This is a genomic window from Pseudomonadota bacterium (assembly GCA_038533575.1).
Lineage (GTDB): Bacteria > Pseudomonadota > Alphaproteobacteria > Rhodobacterales > Rhodobacteraceae > Shimia_B.
Map to the genome: position 1 here is coordinate 246,518 of JBCAYL010000002.1, position 17,421 is coordinate 263,938.

At 62.9% G+C, this 17,421-nt stretch carries 12 protein-coding genes; 9 read left to right on the forward strand and 3 right to left on the reverse strand.

Annotation, left to right across the window (positions count from 1 at the left end):
* Positions 1–51 precede the first annotated feature (51 nt).
* The 7 genes from AAFM92_12940 to AAFM92_12970 all read left to right on the forward strand — a co-directional run bounded on the left by AAFM92_12940 (position 52) and on the right by AAFM92_12970 (position 11,629).
* Entirely contained in the window at positions 52–852 is an 801-nt protein-coding gene (locus AAFM92_12940; protein MEL7301281.1) for an ABC transporter permease, read from the forward strand.
* Positions 853–951: 99 nt separating this feature from the next.
* On the forward strand, positions 952–3,192 hold the full coding sequence (locus AAFM92_12945) for a glycoside hydrolase family 99-like domain-containing protein (GenBank protein MEL7301282.1): 2,241 nt from the start codon (positions 952–954) through the stop codon (positions 3,190–3,192).
* A 2-nt stretch (positions 3,193–3,194) separates the two neighbouring features.
* Positions 3,195–4,196, forward strand: coding sequence for a hypothetical protein (locus AAFM92_12950; GenBank protein MEL7301283.1), 1,002 nt, complete (start codon positions 3,195–3,197; stop codon positions 4,194–4,196).
* Positions 4,197–4,240: 44 nt separating this feature from the next.
* Positions 4,241–5,989: a hypothetical protein gene (locus AAFM92_12955; GenBank protein MEL7301284.1), complete on the forward strand. Its 1,749-nt coding sequence runs from the start codon at positions 4,241–4,243 to the stop codon at positions 5,987–5,989.
* Positions 5,990–5,992: 3 nt separating this feature from the next.
* Positions 5,993–7,798 carry a glycosyltransferase family A protein gene (locus AAFM92_12960; protein MEL7301285.1) on the forward strand — a complete coding sequence of 602 codons (1,806 nt, stop codon included), beginning with the start codon at positions 5,993–5,995 and terminating at the stop codon, positions 7,796–7,798.
* Positions 7,799–7,846: 48 nt separating this feature from the next.
* Complete coding sequence (locus AAFM92_12965; protein MEL7301286.1) at positions 7,847–10,621, forward strand: glycosyltransferase; 2,775 nt, start codon at positions 7,847–7,849, stop codon at positions 10,619–10,621.
* Positions 10,622–10,645: 24 nt separating this feature from the next.
* Positions 10,646–11,629, forward strand: coding sequence for a glycosyltransferase (locus tag AAFM92_12970; protein ID MEL7301287.1), 984 nt, complete (start codon positions 10,646–10,648; stop codon positions 11,627–11,629).
* Between the two features lie 471 nt (positions 11,630–12,100).
* Here the strand turns inward: AAFM92_12970 and AAFM92_12975 are convergent, their stop codons facing one another.
* A complete protein-coding gene (locus AAFM92_12975) occupies positions 12,101–12,673 on the reverse strand; it encodes a hypothetical protein (GenBank protein ID MEL7301288.1) in 573 nt (190 codons plus the stop codon).
* Between the two features lie 533 nt (positions 12,674–13,206).
* Between AAFM92_12975 and AAFM92_12980 the strand changes: the two genes are divergently transcribed.
* The gene (locus AAFM92_12980) at positions 13,207–14,229 is read left to right on the forward strand and encodes an aspartate-semialdehyde dehydrogenase (GenBank protein MEL7301289.1); all 1,023 of its coding nucleotides are present in this window, start codon (positions 13,207–13,209) and stop codon (positions 14,227–14,229) included.
* A 58-nt stretch (positions 14,230–14,287) separates the two neighbouring features.
* Positions 14,288–15,910 carry a DUF4139 domain-containing protein gene (locus AAFM92_12985; protein MEL7301290.1) on the forward strand — a complete coding sequence of 541 codons (1,623 nt, stop codon included), beginning with the start codon at positions 14,288–14,290 and terminating at the stop codon, positions 15,908–15,910.
* A gap of 163 nt (positions 15,911–16,073) precedes the next feature.
* Here AAFM92_12985 and AAFM92_12990 read toward each other — a convergent pair whose 3' ends face one another.
* Together AAFM92_12990 and AAFM92_12995 are read right to left on the reverse strand one after the other, a co-directional pair.
* Positions 16,074–16,382 (reverse strand): transcriptional regulator, encoded by a 309-nt coding sequence (locus AAFM92_12990; protein ID MEL7301291.1) that lies wholly within the window; start codon positions 16,380–16,382, stop codon positions 16,074–16,076.
* 3 nt (positions 16,383–16,385) lie between these two features.
* Positions 16,386–17,354 carry a sodium-dependent bicarbonate transport family permease gene (locus AAFM92_12995; GenBank protein MEL7301292.1) on the reverse strand — a complete coding sequence of 323 codons (969 nt, stop codon included), beginning with the start codon at positions 17,352–17,354 and terminating at the stop codon, positions 16,386–16,388.
* Positions 17,355–17,421 lie beyond the last annotated feature (67 nt).

The window sequence follows — 17,421 nt, forward strand, 5'->3', positions numbered from 1 at the left end:
ATAAATGCAGTATTACAGCAACATGCTGCGCCGAGAGGATGCAAGGTCAACATGCCCCGGGTATCATCGGGTGTACGCACTCGGTCCTTTGCCAGTTTGCGAACGATCACCGCACTTGTTCTGCGTGAGATGTCGACCCGCTACGGGCGTTCTCCTGGCGGTTACATTTGGGCGGTCCTCGAACCGGTCGGTGCGATCGCTGTCCTGTCGATCGCATTCAGCCTCTTGCTGCGTGCACCGTCGCTCGGGACGAATTTTGCATTGTTCTACGCGACCGGCTACTTGCCTTTCGCGCTTTATCTCACTCTGGCGGCGACGATCTCGCAGGCCATTCGCTTCTCGCGGCCGCTGCTAGCCTATCCCAGCGTGACGTTCATGGACGCGATTCTGGCCCGCCTACTGCTCAACGTGCTCACCCAGGTCATCGTTTTCTACATCATCGTTACCGGCATACACCTCGTCTATGATCTGCGATCGATCCTAGACTTTCAGGCGATTGCCCTGAGCCTATTTATGGCAACTTCCCTGGGCTTCGCGGTTGGCGTCCTGAACTGCTTTCTGATGGCGATCATCCCGGCCTGGGAAAATCTCTGGCTAATCGTCAACAGGCCGCTATTCATTCTTTCTGCGGTCCTCTTCATCTACGAGGACCTTCCCGAGGTCGCGGCCAACTGGCTCTGGTACAACCCGCTCGTTCATATGACTGGCGTAATGCGGACGGGGTTCTTTCCCACCTACGAGGCGACCTATGTTTCGTTGGTCTACTACTTTGGTATCGCGCTGGTTCTGTCGACGCTGGGGCTGGTGTTTCTCGGGAGGTATCACCGGTATATTCTGAACGAGAGGCGCTGAGGTCAGCGTGATTTCGCCTCGCAACGGCAATGAATTGCATGTGAGAAACCCCATTGGTACACCCAACAGCGGTATAACCTCGCGGACAGCACTCTCTCCTTGTTGAGCGTACTTTTTCATAAGACCCGGAGGGCGGCGCGCTTCTTTTCTCTCAGTCCGATCTCGCTTTACGCAACTTGGAGAATCTGGCGCTCGGGGGAATTTGACAGGGATTTCTATCTTGAGTGTCACCCCACGCTGAACCAACTCTTCCGTCTGTTTCCTGAGCGCCACTACGTTGTGTTCGGAGAAGCCGCCGGTTTCCAGCCGAGCCTTGCCTTTTCGCCGAGAGCCTATCGCGAATTGAACCCGGACCTCAGCGATGTGCAGGCGCCTTTCCTGCACTACGTGCGCTACGGCAAGCGCGAGAACCGCCTGACCCGGAGCAGCCCGAACGGGGGCGCGCTGAAGGGCGAGATGTTGCCGCCTGTTCTGCGCCCGGCTCCTCTCGGGCAAAAGACTGCCCGCGTGGCCGTGGTTGTGCATATCTACTATGCCGACCTCTGGGAGGAAATATCCGGCACCATCGAGAGGGCCGGACTGGATCACGACCTCTTCGTGACGATCACAGATCATGGAACGCTGAGCGAAGGCCTCTCGGACCGGATCAGGCATACATGGCCAGACGCCCGTGTCGTCACGATGCCCAACCACGGGCGTGATATCTTCCCGTTCGTGCATCTTCTGAATTCGGGATTGCTCGCGCCCTATGAGGCGGTCTGCAAAATCCACACAAAGCGCTCACCGCACCGGGAGGACGGCGATGTATGGCGCAGGCATCTGATCGACGGGTTGCTTCCAGCGGAAGCGGCCGCGGAACGCCTGGAGCGTTTTCTTGCAGATCCCCGCGCGGCACTCTGGGTGGCAGACGGTCAGCATTACGAGGGCAAGCATTGGTGGGGCTCGAATTACGAGAACACGGTCGCCCTACTCGCCCGGGTCGAAATCCGCCCCGATCCGGATCGTCTCTCCTTTCCGGCGGGTTCGATGTACTGGCTCAAGCCGCCGGTCCTCGCAATGATCCGTGGCATGCAGCTCGATCAGGATGATTTCGAGCTCGAGGCCGCGCAGGTCGATGGGACGCTGGCGCACGCCTTCGAGCGGGCCATGGGGCACATCGTGGCCGCGGGCGATCTCAAGATCTTGCAAACGAGCGACTTGTCCGAGACGCGCACGGCCGAGCCCGCGCCGGTCGGCCCCACCTATGTCAGCGCATTTTACCTTCCGCAGTTTCACCGTATCCCTGAGAACGATGCGTGGTGGGGACAGGGATATACCGAATGGCAGGCCGCCGCTTCCGCACGGCCCCAATTCGAGCACCATGCGCAGCCGGCCTTGCCCTCGGCGCTCGGCTTCTACGATCTGTTGCAACCGAGGATTATGGCCGAGCAGGCCTCCCTTGCCCGGAAATCCGGCATCGATGCGTTTTGCGTCTACTTCTACTGTTTCGACGGCGAGACGCTGCTCGAAGGGCCGCTACGGAACCTGCTCAACGAGCCTGAGGTCGACTTCCCGTTCTATCTCTGCTGGGCCAATGAAAGCTGGCGTCGCAACTGGGATGGACTGAGCGGCGAGGTCCTCGTGGATCAGACCTATGCTGCGGGTTTCGAGGAAAAGCTGGTCGAGGCGGCGGTGCCTTATCTGAAGGATAGACGCTACCAGCGGCCGGACGGCTCGCGTCCGCGCTTCGTGATCTATCGCCCCGAAGACATGCCCGACCCCGAGGCATCCGTGGCCGCCCTACGCGCGGCATGGAGGACCGTTGGCGTGGGCGAGGTGGAGCTTGGCGCAGTGCAATTCCACGTCTCGGGAGGCAGCGACGTCCCGCCAGACCTGTTCGACTTTCTCGTCGAGATGCCGCCACACGGGCTTGTGACACCCGCGGACTACCTTGTCGGGGGGCCAACGTCACAAGATCTGGATGAACCGGGTGCCATCAAACCTTCTCCCGGCTTTTCGGGGCTGATTTACGATTATGAAGCCGTGATCGCGAACTCCATCGCAGAAAACGATGAGCGCCCCGTCAATCTGATCGCGGGGGTCATGCCCTCATGGGATAACACCGCTCGCCGTGGTCGGCTGGCGCATATTGCATACGGAGCCAATCCGGTCCGCTTCGCGCGGTGGCTGTGCGAACTCAGTCGTCATCGGCTGGCTGGATCCTATCGCAGAGAGCTGATGATCAACGCGTGGAACGAATGGGGCGAGAAGGCAGCCCTCGAACCTTCTCGACAATACGACACGGCCTGGCTCGACGCGCTGCGTAGCTGGCGCGACGCCACAAAGAAAGGGGAGCCCTAACCTTGGCAAGGCTCGTCATACATGTTGGCACCCACAAGACAGCCACGACCACGATCCAGAAGACCTTTCACGCGAACCGGAAACTGCTCGCGAAGCACGGCATTCACTATCCGAACATGGGACGGGTGCCAGGGCACCATGGGTTGGTCACGGATTGGGTCAATCTCCCGCCGGTCTTCCATCTCCCGGAAGGCTCGGCTGCGGCTTGGCAGAGGCTTGTTCGTGAAACCGCCAAGGGCGATCAGACAGTCTTTCTGAGCAGCGAGGAATTCTCCCGGGGGCATCCCGACAACCGCATTGACCTCGCGAAGATCCGGTCGTGGCTCGACCCCTTCGAGGAGGTCCGAGTGATCTGCACGCTCCGGGACCAAGTCTCGTTCCTGCAGTCGGTATATCTCGAGATTTCGAAGAAGAAGGCCCCGATGATGTGGGCGACGTACCTAAGCAACGCGATCAAGCGGGGCTACGCGGCAGGATTGCTCCTCGACTACACGCAGCTCGACGACCACCTTCTGACAGCCTTCTCAGAGCATGAAATTGAATATCTCGACTACAGCACGGCGTGCGAAGGCCCGGGGATCCTAGCCACCGTGCTGGACAAGGCGGGATGCGAGATGGATCCCGCGCTGCTTGCCAATGGCAAAAACGTCCCGAGCGCCAACGTCTCTCCCGACCCGTTATCCGCGTGGATCGCCGGGATGATTGTCCGACCGAACGTGCCCAGCACAGAGATGATTGCATTCGTGAATGAGAAACTCCTCTCTGCACTCAAAGGCCCAAGCGACACGACAATCTTCACCCGCAGCGAACAAAAGCGGGTGGAGGCGGTCGTCGAGCCGAAAAACGCAGCATTGCATCAGAGACTTGCGGCCCGGCAACCGAACTTTCGCCTGAGCCCGACCAGCTTTCCGAAGGGGATCGCCTATCGCAATGATCTGCCGACCGGATTCTGGCTAAACCTGTCCAAATCACTGTACAAAGGCGATGCACCAGACGCTGCCTAGCTCCTCGGATTGCGCGCGTCGGACGACGCAGAGAGAAGATCGAGATGGATACTCACCTGCCTGCCCTCGAGAAGCAGTCCGTCGCCTCGGACGGCGTCGGCCTGCAGGTGCTTCGTTCCGAGAGTCTTTTCCTGCCGGCCGCGTACAGCGAGGGCGGCCCTGCTCTCGGCATCCTACCCTTTCTGTTTTGGGTGATCGAGAAGACGGCCCCTCGTCGCTTGGTCTGCTTCGATCCGCACCCTGGCGAGGCGTATTTCGGGCTTTGCCAAGCGATCGATCACAATGGTCTCACGACCGAGGCCTTCAACATTACAGATCCCACGGGCCTCGCTGCGCTCGCAAAGACGAACGGCGCGGCATATGCCCGCTTCTCAACGCTTCTTGACGCCTGGGCCGAGCCGGTCATCGAACGTTTCGAACCGGCTTGTGTCGATGTCATCTACATTGAACTCAATGAACCTCCCCAGGACTTGCAAGACTGGCGAGAGAAGCTCTCCCCAGGCTGCATCGTACTCGTGCATGGCGCAAAGGATCCGGAGCGGCAGGGGGCTTTAGGGGACGTGCTGAGCCAGCTGCAGCTTGGCGGTGTGGATTTCACGCTGGCGGCCGGCAACGGTCTCGCCGTGGCGCTGGGGTCTCAGGCCCCTGCGGCGCTGCAGCTCATTCTCCAAGAGACCACGCCCGGCCATGCGGAGGCCCATCATGCCTTCATTCGCCTTGGGCAGGCGCAGGTCGACGCCCACGCTGTGCGCAGTGAGCGAGCCGCTCGGCGCACTGCCGAGGTACAACTGGAGGAGATGCGTCAAGCCGAAACCTCCCGCGGGCTCGCGCTCCAAGCACTGGACGAGAAGACCGTAGCGCTGGAGCGAGCACATGCCGCGCGGCTGGCGGAAGTGGAGGCGCTGAAAGCTCTGTTGGGCGAGGCCGGTACATCGAGTCACCAAGTCCAAGACCGCATCGCCGAACTCGAGGCTGCGTTGCGTTTGAAAGATCACGAGCTGAGAGAGCTCCGCGAGACGTCCTCGGAGAAGATCGAAGCGCTTGAGAGCAAGTGCACCTGGCTCCGCAAGGAAGCTGCAAAGACGACTGCAAACGCGGCAGAGCTTAAAGAGGCGCGATCAAGGCGTGCCGCGCTCGAGGATGATCTCGCTCGGCTCACAAAGTCGGCTCATGGAGACAAAGCGGCCTCGGCCACTCGAATTCAGGACCTAGAGACCCGTCTAGCCCAGGCTGAGGCAGCGCAAGAAAGAGTTGCAAAATCGGCTCGCGCGAACCAGTCGGCGTCAAACGCCCAGATTTCTGAGCTTAAGGAGCAGCTCGAAACTCGCGTGGAAGAGCTCGTCGCACTCACGCAACTCTTCGAAACCGAGGTCGGGACGCTCAGGGACACGCTTCGCGACAGACAGGAATGGCACGAGATCCAGATGGAACTTCGCGATGCCGAGATCGCGATGCGCCGCGGCGCGCGTGGTCTCCTGCGCCGGGGCGATCCTGGCGTCCACGCCGGTCTGCCCAGTCTGAAGCAACAGGTCGCGTTGCTCACGGCATGTCCGCTTTTCGATGCCGAGTGGTATAGGCAGACATATCCGGACGTCGCCGAGGCGGCGATCGATCCAGCACGCCATTACGTCCTCCACGGCGCGCTCGACGGACGCAATCCAAGCCCACAGTTTGACACGATGTCATACTATCGCACCAACCGTGACGTGGCCCGGAGCGGTATGAACGCGCTTGTGCATTACGAGATGTTTGGCCGTGACGAGGGGCGCGGCCTGCATCGGTCCGGAGATTAGAGCATGGACTTCGCGGCCCAGGTCAAAGCGATCCGAAAGACCGGTCAGGTCCACAGCCAGTGGTACCTCGATGCGTATCCGGACGTAGCACGCCTCGGGATGGAGCCTGCCGAGCATTACCTAAAGTATGGGGCCGCCATGGGTCGCAACCCAGGTAAGAACTTCGACACCCGGTTCTACCTCGAACGCTATCCGGACGTCGCCGAGACCGGCATGAACCCGCTCCTGCACTACGCCCGCTTTGGCGAACGAGAAGGCCGGGACTGCAAAGGGTCTGACCTCGAAAAGGACATGGCGCGCCTCAACCACTACCTTTGGGGAGGCGGCCCGGCGGAGCGCCTGGTAGCTTCGATTGAAGAGATCGCAGACAATCCCGAGGCTCCCGCAAAGGTGCGGCTGACCGCTGCGCGTAAACTTGCGATTTGGCACGCCTTTCAAGGCGATCTTCCTGCCGCGCTCTCACGGATTGCCGCCCTTCCTGACATTACACCGGAGCAGGTGAACGAGAAATCCTACCTCGTTACGCGTGCATTTTTGCATCTGTCAGACAACGATCAGATCGCAGCTCGCGCGGCGCTGCTGCAATTCCTCGGCACTGCTGCGGGGCAAGACGATGCGGATGCGCTCCTGGCGCTCGCGAATACGGGCGCCAGCGATGCCGACCGGCTCGCGACCATCAATCGGGTCTATTCCAATGCCGGGCTGGCGCGCCTGCGCCTGAGCGATCCCGCGCAACCTCTCGCCCTCGGCAATGTCACGGGCGACGCTGTTCCGCCATGTGCTGCCGATCACGGCTTGGTCTCTGTGATCATGCCGATTTTTAATGCCGCGGAGACGCTAGAGACCGCGATCCGGTCGCTGTGCGAGCAAAGCTATCGCAATATCGAAATCGTAGCGGTGGACGATTGTAGCAGCGACGAGAGCTTTCTCCTCCTACAGCGTTTGGCAGCTGCGGATCCGCGGATCCGATTTGTTCGCCAAGAGGAAAACGGCGGCGCTTATCCGGCCCGCAACCGCGGGCTAAAACTGGCGCGCGGAGATTTCGTTACCACCCATGATGCCGATGACTGGTCGCATCCGCAGAAGATCGAAACTCAGCTGCGAGCGCTTGTTTCTAGCAAGGCCAGCGGCGTTGTGGCCCACTGGGTCCGCGTTAAACCCGACCTGACAGTCACGACGAATTGGCGCGTCAGTTCCGAGGCGCTGCATTGGAGCCATTCGAGCTTCCTCGCCCGGAAAGCGCTCTTCGATGAGCTTGGTCCATGGGACAACGTGCGCATCTCCGCCGATACGGAGCTGATCTGGCGCATGCAGGCTGCCCATGGATGGCATTCGCTGAAGAAGGTCATGCCCCACGCGCCACTTGCACTTGCACTCGATGACGAAACCTCCCTGACCCGCACCAAGCAGACCCATGTCAGCACGATCTATTATGGGCTGCGCCGCTTTTACCGAGAGATCGCGCAGTACTGGCATCGCCAGCCGGGTGGTTTGAGCCCCGAGAACCATGCAAGACGCCTGAAAATGGTGCCGGAAGAAATGTTCGGCAAAGTCGAGGAGCAGGTGTCGCTTCATCTGGTGCTTCGGGGTGATTGCAGCGATCCACAGGTCGTGGCGCAAATGGCTTCGATCATCGAGGATCCGGCACGCGAGGGTCAGCGGTTTGGCCTTGATCACCGTCCCAACCTCGACCGGACACCCAAACGCTTCTGCAACGGGTTCTTCAAGCTGCTGGAGCGCGAGGACGTGAGGCTGATCGTGCCCGGTACGCCGATCCGTGCGTCCGAGGAAATCGACCTAAATGGCTAGGACCGTTTTTTGTCAGGAGACTTCCTGCCTCGGCGGGGTTCTCCTCGCATGACTAGCCCGAACCCGTCTGGGCAGGCCGCGGACTTCGATCCGCACTGGTATCTCTGGGCATACCCTGACGTCGCTGCCGCCGGGCTCGACCCATGGTTTCACTACGACACTTATGGGCGTGAAGAAGGGCGGCTTGGTCGAGCGCCCCCTGTCACGGCGGCCGAGCGCGATCTCTGGTCGGGCTTCGCAGAGGACGGGATTCTCGCACTGGAGGCAGAAACGCGAAGCCAGAACCGCGAAACCAGTGACACGGCGCACTGGGCACTTGCCCGCTGGTATTTCGCCGAGGGGGATCTCGATCAGGCCGCCGCGCATTGCCGCATGATGCTGCCTGACGATCAGACCGTCTCGCCTGGTACGGATGTTGGAAGGCTGGTTCTCGCGGCGCACGTGGCGCTAGGCCATGACGATCCTGCCCGAGCGCGAGCGATGCTCGGGCTCGCCCGCAAAGCCAAGCTTTCACCGGCTGAGTGTGACCTTGTCGATGCCAATATTTCCGGCCGGCCCCTGGAGGCGCTCAATGGCATCTGGCGTCGCGCGGGGCTCGGGCGCCTGTGCCTACCGCCGGGGGCGCACCCGGCCTTTGACCGGCTCGCGCGACCCAAGCTCAGCCTCCCCGACCGACCGCGCCGCAAGGCGCCTGTCGTCAGCGTGGTTGTCCCGGCATTCAACGCCGGGGCCACGCTTCCTACGGCGCTTGCCTCGCTCGCCGGGCAACGGTGGAAGGCGCTCGAGGTCATTGTGGTGGATGATGGCTCCACAGATCAGACCCGGGCCATTGCCGACCGCTTCGCAGATGCTGATCCGCGCTTCCGCGTCGTCTCCTCGCCCAGAAACGAAGGCGCCTATCCCGCGCGCAATCGCGGGGCCGCCGCGGCACGGGGCGCCTACATCACCGTGCTCGATGCCGATGACTGGGCCCATCCCGACCGAATTCTGCAACAGGTCCGACCTCTGATAGCTGACCCCTTTCTCAGGGGTAGCCTGTCCCACTGGGTGCGTGCGCGAGAGGATCTCTTCTTTACAGATTGGAGGATCGAGGAAGGAGGGCTCATCCACCGCAATGTCTCGTCCCTGATGATACGACGCGCTGTTCTGAACGAGCTCGGTTACTGGGACCGGGTTCGGGTTGGCGCGGATACCGAGTACTACTATCGTCTCATAGCAGCCTACGGCAGTGCGTGCCTCAGGGAGGTCCTTCCCGGCACACCCCTCTCGCTCGGCCGGATACAGGCCGACAGCCTGACGACCCAGCCTGAAACGCATATCCGCAGCACATTCGGCGGGCTTCGCGCCGCATACCACGATGCCTCGCAGCGCTGGCACGCCCGTGCGCAGAAATCGCGACCTTCACATGCCGGTACACATGCTCTCCACTTGCCGGAGCACCCTGCGCGAAGACCGTTTGCCGCCCCTGCTGGCATCACGATCGGCGCGCAGACCGCCGAGGAAGACCGCGATGACGTCATCCGAAATTCACCTCTCTTCGACGCGTCTTGGTACCTCGCGGCTCATCCGGATGTCCGGCATTCGGCCATGGATCCCGCGCTCAACTACCTGAATGGCGGCGCTGAAAATGGCCTCGACCCCTCCCCCAGACTGAGCACGTCCGGCTACCGACTGGCCTATCTCGAGCAGTCAGAGGAGAAGAACCCGATCCTTCACTGGCACAAGGAGGGGCAGGCGCAGGAGTTGGCCCCGCTGCCGACCTTCGAGGGCGCTTATGCCAATGAAGCGCCCACCTGCCTCTTCTTCGGGCATCAGGCCAGGGCGGAACTCTTCGGGGCGGAGCGCTGCTTGCTGGTCGCCCTTGATCGCCTTGTCGCAGACGGTGAGATGCCGGTTGTCGTGCTGCCGCAGATCTTCAATCGCAGCTATCTTCAGGCCCTCTTGGAGCGATGTGCACGTGTGAAAATTGTTCCCTACCCCTGGCGGCACGCCCAGCGGATATACCACGCAGACACATTGGGAGCGCTGGACACCCTGGTCAGAGAAGTTGCGCCGCGCGAGGTGCACATCAATACGCTCGTGGTGGACGCCCCCGTGCAGGCGGCGCGGGGACGCGGCATTCCCATCATCTACCATGTGCATGAGAGGCCTGACCACGACCCGGCCCTTTGCGAAGCCTTGGGCGCCGATGCGTCGACCATCCGGGGCTGGCTGCTGAGCGAGGCAGATCGCTTCGTCGCAAACAGCGTGGGTGTCCAGGCGTGGCTTGCTGACCCGGAGCGCACCACGATCGCGGCCAACCGTATCGATCCTGCCCTTTTCGACATGCCTCTTCCGGGGGAACGTGCACCGAGCGTGGCGATGATCAGCAGCAACATCGCCAAGAAGGGCATAGCTGATTTCGTGGACATGGCCGAGCAGATCGCCGCGCGCGGTCTGGACAATCCCTGCCTGCTGATCGGGCCAGAGAGCAGTGACCTCGCAGCGTTGCGCCCATTGCCCGCGATCGTCCAAACGCCAGGCTATGCCGACGCGCCCGCGAAGGCGCTGGAGCAGGCCGATATCGTCGTCAATCTTTCTCGCTTCGCCGAGTCTTTCGGGCTGACCGTGTTGGAGGCCATGGCCGCGGCGCGCCCTGTCGTTTGCTACAGCCGGGGCAACCTCGAAGAGCTTGTGGAAGACGGGGTCAGCGGGTTCCTCGTGCCGCCCGACGATCCCGTGGCAGCGGCACGGGCGGTGATCCGCCTCCTCGAAGACCCGGCGCTGCGTGCCAAGATCAGCGCGGGCGCGCGCGAGAGAGCCCGGGCCCTGCTCCCGGTTTAGTGGTGCGATCAGAGCGATGTCTGCTTGCCCCGGAATGCGCCGCTGCTAAGAGTTCGGGGCGTCCGGCCACCGCCGCGGAGACGAGCCCTGTCCCGAGTCCAGATCCTTCTCGCGCTTCACAACGGTGCAGCCTATCTCGGCGCTCAGCTCGGTAGTTTGGACGCGCAGGGCTTTCGCCATTGGACTCTGCTCGTCAGTGACGACGCGTCAACAGACCACGGTCCCGAGCTGGTGCGGAGCTTCGCGGCACGTCATCCTGGGCGCGTGCGGCTGATCGAGGGGCCAGCGCAAGGCGCCACGGCCAATTTCGTGCACCTCATCCGGATGTCAGACGACGAGGCGACCTATCTGGCCTTCTGCGATCAGGATGATGTTTGGTTGCCGCACAAGCTTGAAGCGGCAACGGCCGCCCTCCACGCGCTACCCGAGGACGGGCCCGCGCTCTACTGCAGCCGCACCCTGGTCTGTGACGCCGCATTGTCCGCGCGGCGTCCGAGCCGGATGCCCCCGCGCGCGCTGGGGTTCCGCAATGCATTGGTGCAGAACGTGGTGGCCGGGAACACGATCGTGCTCAACCCCGCCGCGGCGCGTCTTGCGCGGGAGGAAGCGGGGCATGGGGTTGGGGTAGCGGCGCATGATTGGTGGCTCTACCAGCTCATTTCCGGGGCGGGCGGCGCGATCGTCTTCGACCCGGAGCCCGGTCTGCTCTATCGCCAGCATGGCGGCAACGAGATCGGCGTGAACCGCGGATTTCGCGCGGGGCTTTGGCGTGTCCGCGAGGTGCTGCGCGGGCGGTACAGCCGATGGAACGCGGCAAACACCGCAGCACTCGCCAAGTCCATCCATCGCTTCACCCCCGAAAATCGAGCGCTTTTGCAGGATTTTAGCGCGGGGCGAAGGGGCGGGCTGCTGCAGAGGCTCGCCATGCTGCGCCGCACGGGCGTTTACCGCCAGGGGCGCGTGGGGCAGGCGGCTTTGTGGCTTGCCGCCTGCATCAACCGGCTCTGACGCGCGCAGCCACGCCGCGGGCGCGACACGGCCCACAGCCGACACTACGGGGCAGGCCGAGCCCCGTAAACCCCGTCTCGCGGGGTCGAAACGGCCAGCCAGAAATCGTATGGCAAACGTATGGTTCGCGTTTGGCTCGGGAGCCCGCCTCGCGGCATTAAACGTTTCCGCGTCAGATGGCGGCGGGTTAACGGGTGGGTAAGAAAGTCATCCCGCCCGAGACGCCGAGGTCCACGCCGTAGGGTGGGCATTGCCCACCGCCGTGAGTGGAATTGGCACGCTAGGCTCACCTCCGTCGCTCGTAGAATTTGGACGGCAGATCGCCTCTCACCGTCACAGGGTTCGGCGCTCGCGATGGTGGCGGCGTCGGATGGTGGGCAGTGCCCACCCTACGCTTGCTCGTAGTATCGGTTTGGTATCAGCTGCCAGAAATGTAGCACCGTCGGAAGCCGCTCATCTACGAAGTTTGTATCAGAAGCGTTTGTTGTATTCACTAATTGTCATAGCGCTGACCTTGTCACTAGTGATGACTGCCACGGCAGGAACGTCACGAGCCGGAGTAAAACGAGCATCCGTGGGCGAAAGCATCCAAAACTGCCCCTCCACAAGCTCTTTGCTGACACTGCAAGATCGAAGATTTCCCAGGTTTACCGAACCATCGGTGAAACTTGAACGGTTCTTTGTGACGCAAAAAGACCACGCGTTATTTCCAATTGAAGGCGCAGGCGCGCCAAAGACGGTTCGCCCGTCCCGCTCAATCACGCGCAGACGCATGCGCTGACTACGTGAACCCGTGGTATACAGAACGACATTCGCCTCTGAAACGCCGTCACCCCTTACAATTTCATCGCACTCGCCAGCCGGTAAACTAAAAAATCCACGCACGGTATGATTATGACCCATCATTGCGAACCCAGCTTTCACTGAGAACGCGTACATCAAATCCAAATTACTGTGATTACACAAATACTGTTTGGCATTTGCCTTATGTGACATCAAAAATAACGCAGAAATTGTCGCAAGCAAAGGCAGGAAAAGGCGCACGGTAATCCCTCACTCTCAGGCTTAAGCGTGTCAGGATAAGCTAAAATTGTCCTTTTGCAAGAGCTGCTTGACTCTGAGAACAATCATCTCTGCGGTCGCCGCGCCTCTAAATTGACACACCGTCTACATCAGTCAAAAACACTGTGGGGCAGGGTAAGGGCCTGCGGGGCAATTCATTGTGTAAATTGAAGTGTGACATAAGTCACGAATTTGCCTGGCGTTGGGTTTTGGTGCTCTCCGCATTTGAACTCATAATTGTGCAACGGCCAAGGCCATCGGTACTCTATTAGAGGTAGTCGAGCAAACGCAGCGGAATGGCGCCGAGATCGCGCACCGGAGGTCCGAGAGCCTTGCGATCTAGCCGCCGCGTCGCATGGTCGGATACATGAAGCTATAGCGCTACGGCAGACACCGTCACGCGCGTCGGGTCAGGGCCGATAGGCCGTGGCGGGCTGAGGCCGCATATCCGCGCCCCTCTTCCCTTCCCCCCACAAACCCCCTACAGCCGCCGGGCCTGAACGGAAGGACAGATCATGGGCTATAATGTCGTCGTTGTCGGGGCCACGGGGAATGTGGGCCGCGAGATGCTCAATATCCTCAGCGAGCGGGCGTTCCCGGTCGACAAGATCGCGGCGCTGGCATCGCGGCGCTCCAAGGGGACGGAGGTCTCCTTTGGCGACGAGACGCTGAAGACGGCCGATCTGGACACATTCGATTTCACGGGCTGGGATATCGCGCTCTTCGCGGTGGGATCAGAAGCAACGAAGATCTATGCCCCGCGGGCTGCCAAGGCTGGCTGCGTGGTGATCGATAATTCCTCGCTCTACCGCTACGACCCGGATGTGCCGCTCGTCGTGCCCGAGGTGAACCCGGAGGCGGTGGAGGGCTATGCCAAGAAGAACATCATCGCGAACCCGAATTGCTCCACGGCGCAGATGGTCGTGGCGCTGAAGCCTCTGCATGACCGGGCGAAGATCAAGCGGGTGGTGGTGTCGACCTATCAGAGTGTCTCGGGCGCGGGGAAAGAGGGGCTCGACGAGCTCTGGGACCAGACGAAGGCGATTTATAACCCGACGAGCGAGGTTGAGCCCGCGAAGTTCACCAAGCAGATCGCGTTCAACGTCATTCCGCATATCGATAGCTTCATGGAAGACGGCTCCACCAAGGAAGAGTGGAAGATGGTCGTGGAGACAAAGAAGATCGTCGATCCGAGCATCAAGGTGACGGCGACCTGCGTGCGCGTGCCTGTCTTCGTGGGCCATTCCGAGGCGATCAATATCGAGTTCGAAGAGTTCCTCGATGAGGTCGAGGCGCGCGATATCCTGCGCGAGGCGCCGGGCGTGATGGTGATCGATAAGCGCGAGGACAAGGGCTACGTGACGCCCGTGGAATGCGTGGGCGATTACGCGACGTTCATCAGCCGGATCCGGCAGGATGGGACGATCGAGAACGGGCTGAACCTCTGGTGCGTGAGCGACAACCTGCGGAAGGGCGCGGCGCTCAACGCCGTGCAGATCGCGGAGACGCTCGGGAACCGGGTCCTCAAGAAAGCCTGATATTGCCTAGCGGCGCGGAATGACGGACCCTTCCGGCAGCGGCCGGGAGGGTTTTTTCATGCATGCATTGGCGGTTTTGTGTTTGGTGTCGGGCGCGGGTCTCGTGGCCGCCCTGCCGGGGATGGGCCGGGCCGACGTGGTGGAGGTGCCCTTTCCGGTCGTCGCCGCGGAGGTCTTTCCCGAGGGCGCGCGTGTGACGGCCCGCGCCGTCGTTGCGCTGCCTGCGGGCGACCATGAGATCGTGCTCCTCGTGCCACCGGCCTACTTGCTAGACGGTTTCCGCGCCGAAGTGCAGGGCGCGGTGCTCACGGGCACGCGCGTGGAACAGAACACAGCCTACGCCCCCGAGATCTTCGATGCCCCGGCGCAAGCCGCGGCGCGGGAGGACGTGCGGGAGGCGGAGGCCTCCTTGGGCGCTGCCGAGGCCGCGCTGGCCGCGCAGTCCGCGCAGATCGAGGCGCTGGAGGCCGCCGAGGCGCTCTTGCGCTCCATCGGTGGCGGGGAGGCGCTGCCCTCGCCGGTGGAGCTGTCACAGATGGTCGATCTCGTGAGCGCGGAGCTTTTGGACATCGCCGAGGCCAAGGCCGCGCTCGAGCGCGAACTGCCGCCCCTCGTCACTGGCGTGGACCGGGCCGAGGTCGCGCTCACCCGGGCCGAGGCGCGGCTCGCGCTGCTTGGCGCGCCGCAGGCGGCGGGCTGGTCGCTGGCGCGGCTCGACGTGCAGCTCGTGGAAGCGGGCGATGTCACCGTCACGCGGGACTTCACCGATGTGGGCGCGGGCTGGTCGGTCTCCTACGACGCGGCGCTCGACACCGGCGTCCGGCTCGATCGCGTGGTCGATATCCGCCACGGTGGGGGCGTGCCCTGGATCGACGCGGAGGTGACGCTTTCCACGGCGATGCCCTCGGGCCAGATGGAGGCCCGCCCGGTCACGCGGGACGTTGCGCGGATCGGGGACCGCGCGCCCGCGCCTCTCATGCGCAGCACCACTCTCGATACGGCCGGTGCGCCGGAGATGCTGATGGAGGCGGCCCCGGCCTTCGCCGTGGTGGACACGGACGGGCCGGTCGTGTCCTACCGCTTGCCGGCCCCGGCAAGCGTCCTGCTCGAGGGACAAGTGAGCGTGGCGCTCGCGCCGCTCGAGATGGATGCAGACCGTTACCTCGCCGCGACGCCCCGCTTCGACGGGACCGCCTTCCACATGGCCGACATCCGCAACCTTTCGGGGGAGCCGATCCTGCCGGGGCCGGTGCGTCTCTCTCGGGACGGGGCCTTTGTCGGGCAGGGCTTTTTGCCGGCCATCGCGGCGGGGGCGGAGGCCACGCTGGGCTTCGGTCCCGAGCCCGATATCGCGCTCTCGGTTCGTTTCCTCGATCAGCAGGAGGGGGACAGGGGCATAATCCGGGGCCGCGCCGTACGGCAGGACGAGATCCGGCTCTCGGCCGAAAACCTCGGCGACGCGGCGCGGGAGGTGCGGCTGCGCTACGCGGTGCCGACCTCCCAGCAGGAGGACCTCGAGATCGACGTGGACCTGTCGCTGCCGCCAAGCGAAGTGGATGTGGAGGATCAGCGCGGCGTCATGGAGTGGCAGCTTGCGCTGGCACCGGGCGAGACGGCGGAGATCGCGCTGTCATTCGATCTGAGCTGGCCCGAGGGGCAGGCGCTCTTCTGGGCGCCGTAGGGCCACAGTCCCTCGTGTGCGCCTCCCGTGCGCTCAGGACGTGACGCCGGAAAAGAAAATGCCGCGCTGTCGGCTTCAGCGCGGCATTTCTGTCTTCCAAGTCAAAGGTCGCGGACCCTTGATGTTGGCTACTGGCAGGACGTTAGCACAGCTTTGGCAAATGTCAGAATCTTTCTGCGCGGAGCACTTCGGCGTCGGTGACGCAGACCACGCCGATCTGTTTCTCGACCACGCCAAAGGCCGCATCGAGGAGCGCGTCGAGCCGTTCGGGGCGGATGATGGCCACGAGCTGCACCATCCCGGAGCGCCCGATCTGGCCTTCGCGGGACCAGCCTCCCGAGCGCCCTGAGCCGCCGAGGACGGGCAGGATCGTGTAGCCGGTGATGCCCGCATCCTCCAGCGCTCCGCGCAGGCGGCGCTCCATGATGGCCTCGATCGTGATCTCGACGCGTTTGGCGGGATGGGTCTGCATGGGTCAGCCTCCGGTGAGCGCCGTCGCGGCGAAGAGATAGATCGGGATACCGACGACGAGGTTGAAGGGGAAGGTCACGCCAAGCGAGAGCGTGAGGTAGATGGCGGGCTTTGCCTCCGGCAGGGCCACGCGCATGGCGGCAGGCACCGCGATGTAGGAGGCCGAGGCCGAGAGCACGGCGAGGAGCATGGCACCACCCGTGCTGAGGCCCAGAAGGAGCCCGGCGGCGAGGCCGAACGAAGCGCCAACGAGCGGCATCAGCAGCCCGAAGGCGATGGTGCCCGCGCCCATCTCGCCCCGGGTCTCGCGCAGGCCCCGGCCCGCGATGAGCCCCATGTCGAGGAGAAAGAGGCAAAGCACGCCGTTGAAGGGGGCCACGATGAAGCTCGCGATCATTTCGAGCCCATCGGTGCCCGTGCCGAGCCCGATGAAGAACGATCCCACGAGGAGGACGATGGAACCGTTGAGGAGGATCTCGCGCAGGAGGTTTGCATCCATCCGGCTCTTGCCCGAGCCGCGGGAGGCGAGCCAGAGCGCCGAGAGGATCGCGGGCGCTTCCATGATGGCGGCGGTGGCGACCATGTAGCCCTCCGCGCGGAGCCCCGCGCTTTCGAGCACGGAGGAGCCCGCCACGAAGGTCACAATGGAGATCGAGCCGTAATGGCCCGCCACGGCAGCGGCGTTGAGCGTGTCGAGTCGCGTCATCACGCGGAGCAGCGTGAAGGCCATGAAGGGGATCATGGCCGACAGGATGAAGCCCGCGGCAAGCGTGCCGATGAGCTGCGCGTCGACGCCGTTTTCGGCCACGGCCACGCCGCCTTTGAAGCCGATCGCGAAGAGGAGGTAGATCGACATGGCCTTCGCCGCGGCTTCGGGGATCGAGAGGTCCGAGCGGGCCAGTGCCGCGAAGAGCCCGAGGGCGAAGCTCAGGATGATGGGCGAAAGCAGGTTCTGTGCGGCGAGGTCGAGCATGGGCGGGCCTTTAGCCACGTGCTCGTGCGACGTCCAGACCGGAGAAGGGAGGGGCACCTGTCGCTCG

Excerpts from the sequence above, each read along its gene's own strand:
- AAFM92_12960 (MEL7301285.1), top strand. The coding sequence starts at position 5,993 with ATGGACTTCGCGGCCCAGGTCAAAGCGATCCGAAAGACCGGTCAGGTC.
- AAFM92_12990 (MEL7301291.1), bottom strand. The coding sequence starts at position 16,382 with ATGCAGACCCATCCCGCCAAACGCGTCGAGATCACGATCGAGGCCATC.
- AAFM92_12980 (MEL7301289.1), top strand. The coding sequence starts at position 13,207 with ATGGGCTATAATGTCGTCGTTGTCGGGGCCACGGGGAATGTGGGCCGC.
- AAFM92_12955 (MEL7301284.1), top strand. The coding sequence starts at position 4,241 with ATGGATACTCACCTGCCTGCCCTCGAGAAGCAGTCCGTCGCCTCGGAC.
- AAFM92_12965 (MEL7301286.1), top strand. The coding sequence starts at position 7,847 with ATGACTAGCCCGAACCCGTCTGGGCAGGCCGCGGACTTCGATCCGCAC.
- AAFM92_12940 (MEL7301281.1), top strand. The coding sequence starts at position 52 with ATGCCCCGGGTATCATCGGGTGTACGCACTCGGTCCTTTGCCAGTTTG.
- AAFM92_12985 (MEL7301290.1), top strand. The coding sequence starts at position 14,288 with ATGCATGCATTGGCGGTTTTGTGTTTGGTGTCGGGCGCGGGTCTCGTG.
- AAFM92_12995 (MEL7301292.1), bottom strand. The coding sequence starts at position 17,354 with ATGCTCGACCTCGCCGCACAGAACCTGCTTTCGCCCATCATCCTGAGC.